This is a genomic window from Pseudoalteromonas umbrosa (assembly GCF_030125375.1).
GTDB lineage: Bacteria > Pseudomonadota > Gammaproteobacteria > Enterobacterales > Alteromonadaceae > Pseudoalteromonas > Pseudoalteromonas umbrosa.
On the sequence record NZ_JASJUU010000003.1, the window covers coordinates 700,000 to 716,280 of the forward strand.

General features: G+C 41.7%; 14 protein-coding genes. 9 read left to right on the forward strand and 5 right to left on the reverse strand.

Annotated elements, in window-relative coordinates:
- Positions 1-30: 30 nt before the first annotated feature.
- The 3 genes from QNM16_RS12925 to QNM16_RS12935 are packed head-to-tail and all read left to right on the forward strand — an operon-like array spanning position 31 to position 5,584.
- A complete protein-coding gene (locus tag QNM16_RS12925) occupies positions 31-1,251 on the forward strand; it encodes an exonuclease SbcCD subunit D (protein WP_284020868.1) in 1,221 nt (406 codons plus the stop codon).
- Positions 1,248-4,901 carry an AAA family ATPase gene (locus QNM16_RS12930; protein ID WP_284020869.1) on the forward strand — a complete coding sequence of 1,218 codons (3,654 nt, stop codon included), beginning with the start codon at positions 1,248-1,250 and terminating at the stop codon, positions 4,899-4,901. Before QNM16_RS12925 ends, QNM16_RS12930 begins: the two co-directional genes overlap by 4 nt.
- Before the next feature lie 11 nt (positions 4,902-4,912).
- Positions 4,913-5,584 (forward strand): class I SAM-dependent methyltransferase, encoded by a 672-nt coding sequence (locus QNM16_RS12935; protein ID WP_284020870.1) that lies wholly within the window; start codon positions 4,913-4,915, stop codon positions 5,582-5,584.
- Here the strand turns inward: QNM16_RS12935 and QNM16_RS12940 are convergent, their stop codons facing one another.
- Positions 5,585-6,127, reverse strand: coding sequence for a DUF6942 family protein (locus QNM16_RS12940; protein WP_284020871.1), 543 nt, complete (start codon positions 6,125-6,127; stop codon positions 5,585-5,587).
- Between the two features lie 170 nt (positions 6,128-6,297).
- On the opposite strand from QNM16_RS12940, the gene QNM16_RS12945 reads away from it, so the two are divergent.
- From QNM16_RS12945 to QNM16_RS12955, 3 genes are all read left to right on the forward strand, one after another.
- Entirely contained in the window at positions 6,298-6,798 is a 501-nt protein-coding gene (locus tag QNM16_RS12945; RefSeq protein ID WP_284020872.1) for a lipocalin family protein, read from the forward strand.
- A gap of 143 nt (positions 6,799-6,941) precedes the next feature.
- Positions 6,942-9,008: an alkaline phosphatase PhoX gene (locus QNM16_RS12950; protein ID WP_284020873.1), complete on the forward strand. Its 2,067-nt coding sequence runs from the start codon at positions 6,942-6,944 to the stop codon at positions 9,006-9,008.
- Between the two features lie 63 nt (positions 9,009-9,071).
- On the forward strand, positions 9,072-10,724 hold the full coding sequence (locus tag QNM16_RS12955; protein WP_417709976.1) for a hypothetical protein: 1,653 nt from the start codon (positions 9,072-9,074) through the stop codon (positions 10,722-10,724).
- A gap of 697 nt (positions 10,725-11,421) precedes the next feature.
- On the opposite strand, the gene QNM16_RS12960 is transcribed toward QNM16_RS12955, so the two are convergent.
- Genes QNM16_RS12960 through QNM16_RS12970 form a run of 3 tightly spaced genes read right to left on the reverse strand, consistent with a single transcriptional unit; the run spans position 11,422 to position 13,639 of the window.
- Positions 11,422-11,757: a DUF3325 domain-containing protein gene (locus QNM16_RS12960; RefSeq protein ID WP_284020875.1), complete on the reverse strand. Its 336-nt coding sequence runs from the start codon at positions 11,755-11,757 to the stop codon at positions 11,422-11,424.
- Positions 11,754-13,343 (reverse strand): PepSY-associated TM helix domain-containing protein, encoded by a 1,590-nt coding sequence (locus tag QNM16_RS12965; protein ID WP_284020876.1) that lies wholly within the window; start codon positions 13,341-13,343, stop codon positions 11,754-11,756. The genes QNM16_RS12960 and QNM16_RS12965 overlap by 4 nt, the downstream gene beginning before the upstream one ends.
- A complete protein-coding gene (locus QNM16_RS12970) occupies positions 13,340-13,639 on the reverse strand; it encodes a hypothetical protein (RefSeq protein ID WP_284020877.1) in 300 nt (99 codons plus the stop codon). Before QNM16_RS12970 ends, QNM16_RS12965 begins: the two co-directional genes overlap by 4 nt.
- A 310-nt stretch (positions 13,640-13,949) precedes the next feature.
- Here QNM16_RS12970 and QNM16_RS12975 point away from each other — a divergent pair, with 310 nt between their 5' ends.
- From QNM16_RS12975 to QNM16_RS12985, 3 genes are all read left to right on the forward strand, one after another.
- Positions 13,950-14,516, forward strand: a complete 567-nt coding sequence (locus QNM16_RS12975) for a uracil-DNA glycosylase family protein (RefSeq protein WP_284020878.1) — start codon at positions 13,950-13,952, stop codon at positions 14,514-14,516.
- 108 nt (positions 14,517-14,624) lie between these two features.
- A complete protein-coding gene (locus tag QNM16_RS12980) occupies positions 14,625-15,008 on the forward strand; it encodes a hypothetical protein (RefSeq protein ID WP_284020879.1) in 384 nt (127 codons plus the stop codon).
- A 282-nt stretch (positions 15,009-15,290) separates the two neighbouring features.
- On the forward strand, positions 15,291-15,785 hold the full coding sequence (locus QNM16_RS12985; RefSeq protein WP_284020880.1) for a DUF2314 domain-containing protein: 495 nt from the start codon (positions 15,291-15,293) through the stop codon (positions 15,783-15,785).
- Here the strand turns inward: QNM16_RS12985 and QNM16_RS12990 are convergent.
- The gene (locus QNM16_RS12990) at positions 15,782-16,264 is read right to left on the reverse strand and encodes a GNAT family N-acetyltransferase (RefSeq protein WP_284020881.1); all 483 of its coding nucleotides are present in this window, start codon (positions 16,262-16,264) and stop codon (positions 15,782-15,784) included. The genes QNM16_RS12985 and QNM16_RS12990 overlap by 4 nt on opposite strands.
- Between the last annotated feature and the right edge of the window lie 17 nt (positions 16,265-16,281).

Sequence of the window (16,281 nt, forward strand, 5' to 3'; positions counted from 1 at the left end):
TAGCGTTCCTAATTAGGAAAGGAACGCTGTATGAAAGTTGTACACACGTCAGACTGGCACCTCGGCCAGCAGTTTTATGAACATAATCGTTATGAAGAGCATCAGGCCTTTTTAAACTGGCTCGCTAAAGAATTAGTTGAAGTTGATGCGGATCTATTGGTCGTCAGTGGCGATATTTATCATACAGCAACTCCACCAGCAACAGCCGAGCAGCAATTATATGCATTTATCAAGCATGTAAAAGTTGTATCCCCTCACTTGCATATCGTTATTATTGCGGGCAATCATGATTCTGCCAATCGCATTGAAACAGCTAAACCACTATTACAGCAGTTTGATACACATGTAGTCGGTAAGTATGACAAACATGCACCAGAAGAGGTGGTTAAACTGATCAACACGCGTTGTGGTGCTGTTCAAGTTGTCGCTATGCCTTTTTTACGTAGTGCTGATATGGCGCAGGTCGACGGCGACGAGTCTGGCTACGCACTAGCAGTACAGCAGGCTTACCAGTCTGCGTATGAGCAGATAAGCGATAAGTCGCTTCCAGTGATCACTTTAGGTCATCTGCATGCTAAAGGTGGTGATATATCAACTGACTCTGAACGTAATATCACTATTGGTGGCTTTGATTCGATTCATGCAGATGTGTTTGGAGATACACCTGACTACGTCGCGCTTGGTCATTTGCACAAAGCGCAAAAAGTCGCCAATAATGAGGCGATACGATATAGCGGTACGCCTTTCCCGATGTCATTTTCTGAGCGTAACTATAAGCACCAGATACTGCTGATTGAGTTTTCTGGTAAGCAGGTCAGAGAAGTTACACCGCGTTTTGTGCCAAGGCACAAGCAAGTCATTCTATTACCTGAAAAAGGTGGTGCAACTTTGGATGAGCTTTGCCAAAATATTGAAGGTTTGGAATTACCCACGGATGAAGAAGTACCTAAGCCTTACTTGAGGTTGCGTTTGAATGCCAACGAAACTGACAGTCAATTCCGTCATAAAATAGAGCAAGCACTGGCTGGTAAACGCGTTCATTTTTGCGGTATAGAGCGTGTATCACAGGTCACTGACAATGAGGATACGCCCCTGTTTGAAGACTTAAGTAAAGTCAATGACCTCGCTCCCCTTACCTTATTGGAATTAGCATATAAAGAACAAATAGATAAGGAATCTGCATTGCCACAAGAATTACAAGCATGTTTAGAGACTGTGTTAGTCGCATTAAATGAGCAAGGAGAACTATGAGGATCCTGACTATTGAGGTTAAAAACTTAGCCTCCTTGCCAGAAGCGCGTATCGACTTTACCGCGCCTCCTTTGAAAAATACTGGTCTATTTGCCATTACAGGTGAAACTGGGGCTGGTAAAAGTACTTTATTAGATGCTATCTGTCTGGCGTTTTACGGGAAAACGGCGAGATTAAAGTCAGACTCAAAAAACAAAGTGGCTTTTAATGGCGATGAAATCAAACTGAGTGACCCAAGGCATCTATTGCGAAGAGGGACTGTTTCAGGTTATGCGCAAGTTGGTTTTGTTGCTCAAGATGGTGAGCAATATACTGCACGTTGGCAAGTGGCTCGAGCCCGCAACAAAGTAGATGGGCGTATTAAAGAAGCTGAATTGGTATTACTGGATGCTTCTTGTGAGCAGGTATTGGCGCAAAAATCCAACGCAAAGCAAAAACTATTACAGTTAATTGGATTGAACTTTGAGCAATTTACCCGTGCAGTGCTATTAGCTCAGCACGATTTTGCTGCTTTTTTAAAAGCAAATGCGGATGAGCGAGCTCAATTACTGGAGTGTCTGACCGCGACAGAGCAGTTTAGTCGAGTTGGCAAAACCATTTTTGAGTTTCATAAGCAAAAGTCTGAAGCGCTTGCTTTATTCAAACAAAAACTTGGTAATATAGAGTTACTCAGTGAGGAGGATTTAGCACATAAGCAACAGCATTTAGCAGAATTACAGCAACAGCAAAGCCAGTTGCAGTCACAAGTAAAAACGCTCGAACAGCATCTTGGCTGGTACACGGTAAAAACAAAGCTTGAGCAACAACTGACAACTTTGTCGAGTAGTGTCTCGGAGCAAGATGCGACATTGGCTAGCCGTAGTGATGAGTTTAAGCGTGCACAGTTGGCGCAATTAACCCAGCACATCGCAGATAACCGTACTCAGGCTAAGCAATTTCAGGCCAATATAGTGCGTGCACAATCGGATCTAAAGGCTTTAGCTGCACAGGATTTAAACAGCGAAATCATAGTTCAAGAAAGTGCCTTGAAAGTTGGTAATGAGAAACTATCTCTTGCACAGGCTTTATTACAACAGCATGAGCCTGATATTGCTAAGGTGAGAGAGCTTGATCAGGTACGCAATGAAAATGCGAAGCTTTGTGATCAATTTGAAGAGCAGGTGGTGCAGCAACAATTGTTGGAGCAACAGTATGAGCAAGCTCTTCACACACTGAAAATGCAAATAACAGCACTTGACGCTGAGAAAACCCTTCTGGATAAACAGTTGTCAGAGTCACCACAGTTAGTATCACTGTGTGCGTCTTGGCCCCAAACTTTTGAGGTGCTGCAACAGTATTTACGTGTGCACCATGACAAACGTGAATTACTGTCGGAGCAATCAGTATTGGAAGCGCGGCACCAAGCAGCGAAACAAGCCGTTATGGAAGCGCAGCCACAATGTAGTCAGGTTGAACAGCATGTTAATTCAATGCAGGCTGAAGTGAATCAATTACAGCACAGCTTGAGTGAACTAGACTACGAAAAATTGCAATTTCAGAAATCACAACTCAATAAGGCACAGCAAGCATTAGAGCAGCAGCGAGTATTGAATGGTGAACTCATGCAGCTACAGGCACACCTTGATGGTTTACGACACCAACAACACAGTGCAGAAGCTCAAAGAAAAGATGCTGAGCATCAAGATGAACTCACTCGTCAGCAATTGAATTTAACCCAAGAAAACTTACATCAGGTTAAATTGCGTGCAAGTGACAATATCAGTGCGTTGCGCGGACAGTTAGAACATGGCAAAGAATGTATGGTATGTGGTGCGACAGAACACCCTTATCGTGTAGATCATATCGATAGTCATTGGCAGCAATTGATCCGAGACTTTGAAGGTCAGTATCACAGTGCAGAAAAGGCACGTCAGCAAACGCAAGCACGTTATCATGAGGTAGTGTCTAACTTAGAGCAAGTAAATGGACAGCTACAAGCTGCGCTGCAACAAAAAGCACAAATATTAAACAAGCAGCAAGTCAATCAAACCTTGCTTGATGAATTACCTGAGTCACTTCGCGATGCCAAGCAACACGCACAGCAGCTTGTACAGATTGATAATAATCTCGCACTTTACAGCGAGCTGAGTAAATCTCAACAGCACAAGTGGCAATTATTACAGCAGAATCAGCAGCAGCTTCAGCAGTTGCGAAGTGCTTTACAACAGCATCAGCAACAGCTTCAATCAATTGAGCAATCACAAGCGACACTAGCTCAAAGAAGTAATGAATTAGCGCAGACCAGTGAACAGTTGGCGCTGCGAATTTCTGAAGTATATGAGAATGAGGCGTGGTTATCTCAGCTGGCTCACTCTGCGGATACAGCAGTTCAGACCTTGTATGAGCAAGTGACTACAGTGATGTCACAGCAAGATAAGCGCGCGCAAATAGTCAAAGATATCGAGCAATGTTTACCACAGCAAAGCACCACGCAAGCGTTGCTAGAGAAGGCTTTACAGCAATTAGCCAATTTTAATGCACAGCTCAGCAAATATCAGCAGCTTCGTGATCAGGCGCAAGCTCAACGCGGCGCATTGCTAGCGCTTGAAACTACGCCTGAACAATGGAGTCAGCAACTACACCAAGGTGTCTCTTTGGCACAGCAGCAACTCCAAACGCATAAAGATGAACTCACTCGTTTACATAAGTTGCATGATGAGCAAATTTTGCGACAAGTTCATTTAAACCAGCAGATAAAAGAATATGAGACTAACTTAGCTGAAAATCAAACACGCTTTACAGGTTGGTTGATACAAGCTCAACAGCAATATCCTACTTTGACTGAAACGTTAGTCGATGAACTGCTCGCTTGGCAGCCTGAGTTATGGATGCCGTTAATTGAACAAGCAAAAATACTAGAGCAACAGCGCGATAGCGCAAAATCACAGTTAGCGCATGTAAAGCAGAACTTAGCGGAGCATAATGACAATGAAAAACCTGAACATGCACAGTCGGAAATTGTCATAGCGTTAGACAAATTAAATGAGCAAAATAAAGGATTGCACACAGATATGGTCACCGTTTCTGTTGCACTTAAAACTCATCAAAACAATGTGGAAAGGCTACAGTCACAGCAAGGTGAACTAGCACAGATGCAAGCAGACTATGAGCATTGGCACTTACTAAATCGTTTATTAGGCGATGCAACAGGCAAAACGATGCGTAATTTAGCGCAAACACAAACGCTAAAAATCCTACTGCATTATGCCAATCATCATTTAATGAGCTTGTCGCGGCGTTATCGCCTGACCGTAATAGGTCAGTCTCTGGAAATTGCCATTATCGATCGTGATATGGCCGATGAGCAACGCAGCGTGAATACCCTATCTGGTGGAGAGTCATTCCTAGTCTCTCTGGCGTTGGCGCTAGGGTTAGCATCACTGTCATCAAACCAAGTGAAAATTAATTCTCTATTTATCGATGAAGGGTTTGGCACGCTCGACCCAGAGACATTAAGTGTGGCATTGGATGCATTGGATGCTCTGCAGTCACAGGGTCGAAAGGTAGGGGTTATCTCTCATGTGGCACAAATGACAGAACGCGTTGCGACACAAATTAGGATTAAAAAGCAGTCCGGTGGCTATTCTACCGTGACGACAAAGGACAGTTAAAGAGGAAAGGTATGCCTACATTTACAGGTGATGAAGCGCTCAGTTACGACAAGCGAATTGGTAAACTGGTACCAGGTTATGAGCTTCTGCATCATACGACTGCCGCACAACTGAGTGTGATGTTAGCTCAAGATGCGACCATATTGGTAATTGGTGCAGGCACAGGTAAGGAAATTATCGAGCTGGCAAGGCACAATACTGGCTGGCGGTTTATTGCTCAAGATATCTCTGCAGATATGCTCGCTATTGCAGATCAAAATTTTACTAACTTAGGGCTGAGTAATAGAGTTACGATCCATCATGGCCCAGTGAATGAAGCAACCTACCGAGCGGATGCGGCTTTATGCTTATTAGTGCTGCATTTTGTAAAAGATAATGGTGATAAAGCTGAGCTTTTAAAGCAAATTGCTCTGAATTTGCGCTCTGGTGGACGGTTGTTCTTAGCTGATTTAATGCTGCCCAATACCGATTTTGAACGCGCAGCGCAGCTGCATTATTGTCAGAAAGAACTCGGGTTGACAGAAGTTGGAGCACAAACGATGCGTCTTCATTTTCAAGAAGCCTTTTATCCTTTAAGTGACGCAAGACTCCATGAACTGACAAGTCTTACTGGGTTTTGCTCCCCCATTCTTTATTTTAAGGCACTTGGTTTTAGTGCCTATTCAATTGCAAAAGGAAAGTGATTAAGGCGTATGTGCCCTAATCAATTCGACCAGCTTAGAGATTTTTACATTGCTGAGCTGGCGATAGTCAAAATAGGGGCATACGATGATTTTGTTTACCTTATCAATGGCAAATTCTTCGTCTAACCAGACTATTGAGTGGGTAAAATCGTGATCTCTTAAGAGCTTTTTAGCATATGTTCGTCCAGCAATGATGTGCCACTGGTAGTTATTTGGGCTTAAACTGGGTGAAGAAAACAGCAAAGCTTCTTGGGATCCGGCTTGTAGTAAGCTTTTATCTCTATACGCTTGCCATGTGAGCGTATTTTTCTCTTTCTTAGTAAAATCATGATCTGGATGACTTAACTCAGTGAGAAATTTACTGTATACATTAAACAGTTTTCGCCACCCGTTACCACATTCGTGATTAATATAATCGATCTCACCCTGACGCAAAGGTATGACTTCATTAAGGTTTTTGTATTCTATAAGATTAGGTTTATTTTCGACGTATACAGCTAAAATGCCCGTGGGCGCGCCAAAACCATGAGTTAGTATTTTCATGAACTGCCAATTAGTTTCAACAACTTAGTATTCTGCCAGCAGATAGATCGTTTGGCACTAAGTGGCCGTATAGACCACAATATTCAATTGTATCAGCCTAATAACTAATATAGGAGTATTGCGCTTTGAAAATACACCACTTTGTAAAAGCATGTGTGTTAGGAGCTTTTTTGTCTTTAACAGCATGTACCGGTTTGCCCGAAGGGGTTATACCTGTAAAAAACTTTGATCTGCAGCGTTATCAAGGCACTTGGTACGAAATTGCGCGCCTTGACCACCGTTTTGAGCGTGGCATGCAAAATGTGACTGCAACATATACTTTAAATCAAGATGGCAGTGTTAGGGTTGTTAATAGAGGTTATGTCACTGCCGAGCAAACATGGAAGCAGGCTGATGGTGTCGCTAAGTTTGTTTCTGAACAAGACGTAGGTCATTTAAAAGTGTCATTTTTTGGTCCGTTTTATGGCAGTTATGTTGTTTTTAAATTAGACGAAGCAGATTATCAATACGCTTATGTGACAAGTTATGATAAAGACTATCTGTGGTTATTGTCTCGCACACCACAAGTGCCAAATGCTGTTTTGAAGGACTTCCAAGAAACAGCCATGAAACTTGGCTATGACGTCGATGCGCTAATTTATATGGAACATCAAAGCATTAGCTCACTGTAAGCCCCCTTTACAGTCATATTAAAAGAGTCTTTCTTTTGACCAAAAAGATTAATATTTCATAAACTTATTTGTCATTACTTCCGTTCAGGCTAGTTGCGCTTATAAAAACCCAATGTAGCAACAAATAAATCGGAGTAATAAAAATGAAGCGCATAGCCTATTCGTTAATTGCCTCAGCCGTCACTTTGGCACTTACTGCGTGTAGCGGAGATGATGGTGCACCTGGAGCTCAGGGCCAACAAGGTGTTCAAGGTGAGCAAGGGGCTGCTGGACCTGCAGGTGAAAATGGCTCAAACGGGATAAATGGAGCTGATGGTATTAATGGTGAAAATGGCGCAGATGGTGCGGATGGCGCAAATGGTGCAGATGGCGCAAATGGTGCAGATGGCGCAAATGGTGCAGATGGCGCAAATGGTGCAGATGGTGCAGATGGTGCAGATGGTGCAAATGGTGCAGATGGCGAAAAGGGTACTGATGGCGTAGATGGAAGTGACGGAGTAGATGGTACTGATGGAATCAATGGCGGTACTGGTTTAGTTCGGATCGCGACTGTGCCTAGAGGCTCTGAAGTAACTGGTATTTTCTTAACTGAAAAAGGTGACTTGTTTTTTAACGCACAACATCCTAGTGATGAAAACACGGAGGTAGATAGCTTTAACAATCGTCCATTTAATACAGGCACTGTGGGTGTATTGACTGGTGTCAACTTCAATAAATTGCCTCGTAATTTGGTTGATGCTCCACTGCATGCAACTGAATTTGAAGCGCAAACAATTGTAACTGCAATAGGTCAATATCAAATCTTAGGTCAAACCGGAGACACATTTAATGACCTTGGAACAAACGCTTTAGTGGGTGGGCTTGGTGTAATCTATGGCATGACTTCTGGCAACGAAATCATCAAAAATGACATGCCAGATTTCAATGGTTTTATCTATGAGTCAGAAAACACAGGTTATTTGTTCACTAACTGGGAAGATTACCCTGGCGGTATGAGCCGCTTAAAAATGAGCAAGAGCGAAAATGGCCAATGGAGTGTTGAGCAGGCCATGATGTTAGACTTTGATTTAGTAAAGGGTACGGCAGCAAACTGCTTTGGATCTGTATCGCCTTGGGGAACTCCACTGACTTCAGAAGAATGGATTGTAAATTCAGATGTTGATTCAACTACTTATCCAGAGTGGAATGCACCAGTTGTTAGCACACGTTTGGCTCAACTTAGAGAGTTTTTATCACCTGAATCACCTAACCCATATCGTTATGGTTACATTGCAGAAGTAAAGTCTCCTATGGCAGATAAGCCTGTCGTTGAAAAACATTATACGATTGGGCGATATGAGCATGAAAACGCCGTTGTCATGCCAGATAGACGCACGGTTTACTCTTCGCAAGATGACACCGGTGGTGTGCTGTTCAAGTTTGTTGCCGACACAGCTGAAGACCTAAGTTCGGGCACGTTATACGGCGCAAAGCTTATCCAAGATAAAGGTTTATCAGATCCTGCAGTCACTGGGTTTGATATTGAGTGGAAAGAGATCGCAACAGGCACTAATGCGGCTATTTTAGACTGGATAGTTGAGTATGATGGCATTTCACCTGAAAGCTATGTAGACGGTAAAACTAACTATATTTCCATGGAAGATGTGCAGGCTTGGGCGAATGGTGATGCAACCTACCCTACTGAAGCGCAAGGCGGTTCACCAGTAACTGCTGGCAAACCTATGGATGATCGTGTGGCATTTTTGGAATCACGCCAAGCGGCACGCCTTAAGGGAGCGACCGCTGAATGGCGCAAGCTTGAAGGCTTAGCAATCAATCATGACCGTGTGCTTGAAGCGGTGTCTGGTCAAGATATGATCGCAGGTGAAGTCGTGGAAAAAGCTTACTTATACATAGGCATCGCAGATATCGACAATACTATGATTGATGGCCAAGGCGACATTCAATTGTCTGGTCGTGTAAAGGATTGCGGTGGTGTTTATCGTGCGCATATTGATGACAATTATAGCTTAACTCGTATTGAACCTGTTGTGATGGGCTCGACTTATCGTTCTTCGCTGGATGATTCAGAGCGTTGTGATGCAAGCCAATTAGCACAGCCTGACAATGTTGTTGTTATGCGTGATGGTCGCATTCTTATCGGAGAAGATCACAGCTCATCTTGGAAATACAACAACACATTGTGGATGTATGACCCTAAATCAAAATAACAATTAATTATTGAGGCGGTGCATTGCACCGCTTTTTTGGCATTAAAAATGGAAGTCATACAAATGCAATACCCGTTACTTATTTCGACATTGGCTTTGGCCATTGCCTTAAGTGGATGCACTGAACCACTTGAGCAGAGCAAAATTTTACCAACCGACACTGAGCATGCTCGTCATAAAGCACCATATAAACCAGGCGACGATATTCCTGCAATGGCGTATATAGAACATCAAGAGGTGTACAACCCTGAGTCTGTGATACCGCCACAGTGTTACACCAAGACTGATGGAGTAAACAATCCATGTTATGCCTGCCACCAGTCGTACCATGATGATAAAGCGCGTCCTAATGTGATGAACGACGGTGATTTACAAGGTGACTATGCGTTTTCAGATCTCGGTTTAAAAAACCATTGGAAGAATCTGTTTATCGACCGTACGGATTTGATTAAAGGGATCTCAGATCAAGAAATTACTAACTGGATCGAGCAGGATAACTACACACCTTTTATAGCTAAAATGAGCAAGCGCAGTGACTGGCGTGGCGAAGTAACACCACTTAAGAATTTAGCGTTTCCAGAAAAAGCGTTTGACGAACAGGGTTTTGCCCATGATGGTAGCGGTTGGGTTGCATTTAACTATAAGCCTTTTCCAAGTACATTTTGGCCAACGAATGGGTCAACAGGGGATGTGATGATAAGGCTACCGCGCGAATTTCAAACCAAAGATGGTCTTTACAGTCGGGACGTTTATCTGGCGAATTTGAGTCTGACCGAATTGGCTGTGAAAGGTTTGGAGGCTATCTCTGTACCGCGTATTTCAGAGCATGCTGTTGGTCAAGATTTGAATGGAGATGGTAAGTTCAGTGATATTACTCACATAGTGAAGCAAGCACATTATATCGGTGATGCAGAAACAGAGTTAGCGCATATGCTTTACCCAGAAGGCACTGAGTTTTTGCACACGGTACGTTATTTGGGGGTTGATGAACAAGGCAAGATTTATAATGCACCTCGGCTAAAAGAGTTGCGCTATATGAAAAAGCATAACTTTAAATCAAAAAGAGAAATTGCAGGCTCTTATTATCGAGAAGCAAAAGAAAAGGAGTTTGAAAAGCTCCCAGTGACACTTTATGTGGGCGATAAAGGCGTGAATAATACATTTGGCTGGATGATTAATGGTTACATAGAGGATAGTCGCGGTGAGTTGCGGCCTCAACATGCGCAAGAGTTGGCATTTTGCAACGGTTGTCATAAGACTGTTGGGGCAACATATGACCAAACATTTTCGTTTGCTCGTAAGGTTGAGGGGGCTGCTGGTTGGGGGTACATCAATCTAAAAACGCAAAAAGATGTGCCAAATTTAGGTGAGGAAGATGGAGAGTTTCTGACGTATATGTCCCGAGTTGGCGGCGGTGATGAGTTTCGTCAAAACCAAGAAATGCTGAAAAAGTGGTTCACAGGCGGCAAGGTTGATATGCAAAAGGTACAAAACGCAGTTAATCTTTACGAGTTGATAACGCCTTCAAAAGAACGTGCGCTGGCTTTAAACAAAGCGTACTTAACCATAGTGAGAGAGCAAAGTTATCTGTTTGGGCGTGACGCAACGCTCGTAAAAGCGAAAAACGTGTTGGAAACCGTAGATGATTCACAAGCACCACTGCGACAAGATAAGCAGTTTAAATGGGATATGCAGTTAGATTGGTCCAAAAATTAGTGGCTCTGCAACTGAAGAGGTCAAAGAGCGTCATGTGAAATTGCATCCGTGACGTTTCTTTGCTGTGTTAAGTAGCCACTGCACTATGAGATCATGATTTTACCTACTGACTAAAAAACGGATGAACTGAACACGTATTAGTAAGTTTTCTATGTGTTCTTGGTGATTTTTGTAGGTGTATTTTCTTTAATTATGGGCTTTTACTATCTAGAGATCACTATTTTACTAAGATAAAGTCGAACAGATCATATTTTTACTAACGTAGTTGCAGGTAACTTGGTAAAAATCTGACTTACTATGAATGAGATCAAATTTTTACTAACTCACTCTATTTATTCTATTCATTTGTTTGTTAAGTAGAAGAAAAACACCAGCTTTTAGTATATTGTCGCTCTTTTTATAATCTTATAGATCACGAATTTACTAACTTATCTGCCGATCTAAAAATTAGAGATCATGTTTTTATCAAGTCATCTTCTCTTGGATCAGGTTTTTACTAACTTTTTATTTGAGATTGCTCATTGGGATCAGTTTTATACTAGCTGATGATACTTGCATTGAATCATAGATCATATTTTTACTAACTAAATCGATTGTGGGTAGGCCGAAATAGGTAACGAGAGCGAGGTTATCCAAATAAAGCTAGTAAAATGATGATCTGAGCGGCTGATAATAGTATATCAGCCGCCGAATAGTACTAACTAATGATAGTCAGTATGGTGAGAAGACTTGTTAGAGCGGGAAGTAAGTAAAATAGTGATCTTAACCACTTTGCTTTATATGTCATGCACAGTGAGATCACGAGTACGGAGAGTGCCATTTGCCCACAGAACATTAAGCTACCGTAGCCGATTGATTGTGAGAGATTCACGATGAAGCTTAGTAAAATAATGATCCAAGCACCATAGCTAAAGCGCTGGGTTATGCTTTGATTTGGGCGAACACCAAACACACTTTTATAGTGAGCCGTTTTAGCCATTGCAAATCCATAAAATGCGCTGAAACACAGAAGGGTAGCTAAGCTGTAGATCATGCTTTTTGCTCCTTACCTGTGGAACGTTTTGGGCGCTTAGTAGGTTTTACCGAACTTGTTTTCAGACTCAGTTTGTTTCCTTGGAAGAAAAACACCGCTGCAGTCGCTAAAAATACTAGGTCAAAGCTTGCTAAGATCCATTTGCCATCTATCAAATAGGTGATTAGGTTGCCATTTGTTGTTAGCGCATTGCAAATCGGCAGCAATAGCCAGACTATTGCATTCAAATAAGCGAAACTTTGCCATGCGTGTTTAGCACGCCAAAGGCCAGCTACGACTGCACAAACAAGCCAAATTAAAAAGAAAGCGAGTATTTCTTTATCTGCTCTGCCTGCGATATCCGCTGGTAAAAGCCTATTTGCATAGAAAAAACCTGCAGTTGCCAGTGGCAATCCCATTATTGTGCCTAAGTTTAAAGCTTCCACTAATTTAAGCCCAAAGCTAGGTGATTGATTGGGTTTTAAGCGCTCTCTTATGCGCTTAGCCCACATAATGCAGCCCGTTGCAATCATTAAGCAGCCCGCAATACCACAAATAAAATACAACCAACGCAGGCCTGGATGAGCAAGTCTGCCGCTATGTACTGCAATCATGCCTCCATAAAGCACTTCACCGCCACTTGGATCAAGGCGAGCTGTTTTTATCAGTTCACCTGAGGCCGCAGAGTATTGCCAATACGGGTATTCATCACGAATTAAAGTACCATTGTCACCATATATTTTGATTGTTGCACTGATGCTACTTGGGTGGTCAACGATCACTCGCTTTATTTTTTGCTCTGGCCAGTTTTGATGAAAGTGTGCAAATGCAGCATCGAAAGCAGGAGTATTAAGCGTTTGCTCTGACTTTTCTAAGCGCTGACGTTCGGGATAAAAGTCTGCTCTAAACCCTTTTACGCCATCTTCATACAGTGTATTTGCTGGGTCTGGGAACAGCATAAATATCAAAGTCACCAATCCTGTATAGGTGATCATAAGGTGAAAGGGCAACGCGAGTACTGATGATAAGTTGTGTGCATCAAGCCATGCCCTTACACCTTTTTGTGGTCTAAATTGGAATAAGTCTTTGAAAATACGTTTATGGATTACAATGCCGGAGATGAGTGCGATGAGCATAAATAGTGATGCAAAACAGACTAACCAGCGAGCGAGTTTGCGGTCCATATAGTGTAAATCGAAATGTAATCTATAGAAAAAGTTACCACCTCGGGTCTCTACCATCCCTTCAACTGGATTGAGTGTGTTTGGATCTAGCTGCTCGTCTATCCATTTGTCTCTTTGTCCATCCGGCTGACTATGGCGATGAGAAACATGTACTTCAGGTTGCCTTGGTGAAGGAAGCCCTATCCACCACCTGTTTGCGTCAGGTGCTTTGTTTTGTAAGTAATCCAAGCCGGTGTTAATTAATGTTGCTTGCTCAACTTTGGGTTGCTCAATCTTGTGTACAGCAGGTTGATTCCATAAGCTAATTTCGTGTCGAAAGAAGCTAATCGTGCCAGCAAAAAAAATTAAAAATAATAGCCAACATAGCAAAAGACCAACCCAAGTATGTAGCCAAGTCATTGAACGAAAAAAACTGTCTTTCATATACTTCCCTGAACAAAATTGGTGATCAGCGCAATGACGCTGGTGCTAATAATTAAAGCGGCCCAAACCTTTATCAAGGAGCGAGCAGCAAAAGCAGCAATAAAAACACAGCTATAAATTAAGATGCTAAGACAAACACTGTATAAGACGGCATCTACTTTACTGGTTGGAAGCAGGAGGCTTAACAGCGAAATACAGTAGGCTGTAAAAAAGTAACCGCCCAAAATTGCCGCACAAAATCGGGACACAACGCTTAACCTGTATTGAAAAGTCAAAGCATTATCGGCTTGTGACATAATGTTCCTAAATTTTTTTATCAGATCAGTGATTATCTACGAATAGTTTTGTAAATAACAGTAATTATCATTATTAAATGCGCCAAATACACAATGATTCAAGTTTAAAGAAAAACGTTAAAGCTTTAGCTACAAGAAAGAGAAAAAATTAATTTATTGGCAATCTTTAAGTGGATTATTTTATTCTTGCAATTGGCGAGCACTTTTAATTTAATTAAAAAAATTTTTTAGCTGATTGAATTACTTTCCGATTTAACCGGTCTATTAAAGCAATAACTAGTCAGCCTTTTCGGTTCATGAAAGTTGAATTATGACATTACTTGATGATATTGCTGCTTGTCGGTTGTGCCAAGCACATTTTGAGCATATACCTTCGCCAGTTATTCAAGGTAGCAAAAATGCGAAGATATTGATTGCGGGTCAAGCCCCCAGTTTGACAGTGCACAAAACTGGCAAACTTTTTAATGATGCAAGTGGACAAAAGTTAAGGTCTTGGCTGGGGGTTTCTGAGCAGCAGTTTTATGATCCAGCGTTGTTTGCCATTGTACCTATGGCATTTTGTTACCCTGGCAAAGGAAAAAGTGGCGATAAAGCGCCGCCTAAGCTCTGTGCTAAAACATGGCGGGAAAAAGTATTGGCTGAATTTAATCATATTCATCTGATGGTCTTGATAGGCCAATATGCGCAGGCATATCATTTAGATAGTTTTAAAAATGTAACTGATACCGTGCAGAAATGGCAAAGTTATATGCCAACTCAGATCCCATTACCGCACCCAAGCCCACGAAATCACTTTTGGTTAAAACGAAACCCATGGTTTGAGATCAATGCAATTCCTGCATTAAAAAAGCGCGTCTCAGACATTTTAATGAGCTGAACCCTAAATGAGTCATCTCAAAGGAGTTGCGAATTTGTTGTACATCTACCATAATCGCCCTGTACTTTGGTTTACAAAAAATAACATTTTAATTCAAGGGAACTGAAAATGATTTATCACCTATCGGGATGGATCTCGGTATTGATTTCGATTTTTGCCATCTACCCAAGTTACCAACCTGGCGCAAATTCTGTTATTGGATTTTATCTTTGTTTGTTTGCACTGCTTGTCGCTGCATTTGCTAGTCATTTAGGGCACTCGCTTTATTATCGTGCTGTATTTTCTTTATCTATTGTCAACGTCCTATTTGTAAATGATGGAACAAATATTTCTTTACTTTCTAGTGAAAATGACTGGGTTTATATTGGCTCAATGTACGGTATATATATTGTTGTAAGCACAATATGCGGTTTTTTAGTAAGTAGAGAAGATTTACTGGGTAACTCTTTACGCAGAAAAGAGTCCAAAAGATCGCATAAAAGAACAGCATAAAGCGCTTTAAAAAAATTAAAATTTTTATTGTAAATGTTTGTGAAAATTCTAGTTTTTGCATTTGTTTACATATAAATGTTATTTTTATGTGTCCCTTTATTTGGTAATGTGGACTGTGTAACAATAAAAAGACTACTTTAATCACCTCACACTGATTCGGACTACTTTGGCATAGCTGTCTGTATATTTTCTTGAATTAAACTTGCCCTAAACTATGACTGTAGGGCTATCATTTATACTGGTAGAGTCTGACAAACCGTAATATGAGACTGAGGGGGAAGTATGTATTGGGGGTTGATCGTTGTGGTCATTTTAGTCGGTTTCTGGTTGCATAACCGCTATAGCTCTGAGTCTCAGGATTTTCCGCCACTAGAGACTGACCCAAATGATCCATTAGTTTTGGAAGCGGTAGAACTTGCCAAAGCAACAATGGATGAATTTTTAGAATTGTTCCTCAGGTATCCTAACGATGCTTTTGTCAAACTTGGTTTTGAGAGTGACTGCGGTGTAGTTGAGCATTTAGGTGCGCATGTAGAGGCGATTAAAGGAAATGAAGTGAGCGTTTTTTTAGTCACTCCGCCTATTACACATGAAGGTAAAATGGCGCATAACTATGTATGCCAGTTACAAGATATTGAAGATTGGCAGATCACTGACAGTGATGGCAATATCTATGGTGGATTTATTCAGCGAGCGATGTTTACTATTGCTGAGCGCGAAGGCATTGCTTTGCCGCCGGAGCTCAAAGCAATGCAGAATAAATATGTGGATGTTTAAGGCTGCTCTGCAAAGTTTTTAAGCGCTTGGCCTGTTAGTCTATAAATGATCCACTCATCTTGCGGTTCTGCGCCAATACTCTGGTAAAAATCAATGGTAGACTTGTTCCAATCTAAAACTACCCACTCAAAGCGGCCACAGTCTTTTTGTATCGCGGTTTGAGCGAGGTGCTTCATTATGGCTTTACCTGCACCTGCGCCACGTTTATCCTGTGTGACGTACAAATCTTCAAGGTATAAGCCATATTTACCTAGCCATGTTGAATAATTGAAGAAATAGACAGCGAATCCAATCGCTTCACCATCTTGCTCACAAATAAGGGCATGGGCTCTTACATCATCACCAAAAAGTTTCTGTTCGATATCTTGCACCGTGTTTTTAACCGCGTCTGGTTCTTTTTCATAAATCGCTAATTCATTGATGAAGTGCAAAATAGTCTCTGCATCTTGGATCTTTGCAGGACGGATAGAAATACTCATGGTTGTTAATCCCTGTT

Bases quoted from the DNA above. Each gene is read 5' to 3' on its own strand.
- QNM16_RS12980 (WP_284020879.1), top strand. From the start codon at position 14,625: ATGATTTATCACCTATCGGGATGGATCTCGGTATTGATTTCGATTTTT.
- QNM16_RS12955 (WP_417709976.1), top strand. From the start codon at position 9,072: ATGCAATACCCGTTACTTATTTCGACATTGGCTTTGGCCATTGCCTTA.
- QNM16_RS12990 (WP_284020881.1), bottom strand. From the start codon at position 16,264: ATGAGTATTTCTATCCGTCCTGCAAAGATCCAAGATGCAGAGACTATT.
- QNM16_RS12935 (WP_284020870.1), top strand. From the start codon at position 4,913: ATGCCTACATTTACAGGTGATGAAGCGCTCAGTTACGACAAGCGAATT.
- QNM16_RS12965 (WP_284020876.1), bottom strand. From the start codon at position 13,343: ATGAAAGACAGTTTTTTTCGTTCAATGACTTGGCTACATACTTGGGTT.
- QNM16_RS12960 (WP_284020875.1), bottom strand. From the start codon at position 11,757: ATGATCTACAGCTTAGCTACCCTTCTGTGTTTCAGCGCATTTTATGGA.
- QNM16_RS12940 (WP_284020871.1), bottom strand. From the start codon at position 6,127: ATGAAAATACTAACTCATGGTTTTGGCGCGCCCACGGGCATTTTAGCT.
- QNM16_RS12930 (WP_284020869.1), top strand. From the start codon at position 1,248: ATGAGGATCCTGACTATTGAGGTTAAAAACTTAGCCTCCTTGCCAGAA.
- QNM16_RS12950 (WP_284020873.1), top strand. From the start codon at position 6,942: ATGAAGCGCATAGCCTATTCGTTAATTGCCTCAGCCGTCACTTTGGCA.
- QNM16_RS12970 (WP_284020877.1), bottom strand. From the start codon at position 13,639: ATGTCACAAGCCGATAATGCTTTGACTTTTCAATACAGGTTAAGCGTT.
- QNM16_RS12985 (WP_284020880.1), top strand. From the start codon at position 15,291: ATGTATTGGGGGTTGATCGTTGTGGTCATTTTAGTCGGTTTCTGGTTG.
- QNM16_RS12925 (WP_284020868.1), top strand. From the start codon at position 31: ATGAAAGTTGTACACACGTCAGACTGGCACCTCGGCCAGCAGTTTTAT.
- QNM16_RS12975 (WP_284020878.1), top strand. From the start codon at position 13,950: ATGACATTACTTGATGATATTGCTGCTTGTCGGTTGTGCCAAGCACAT.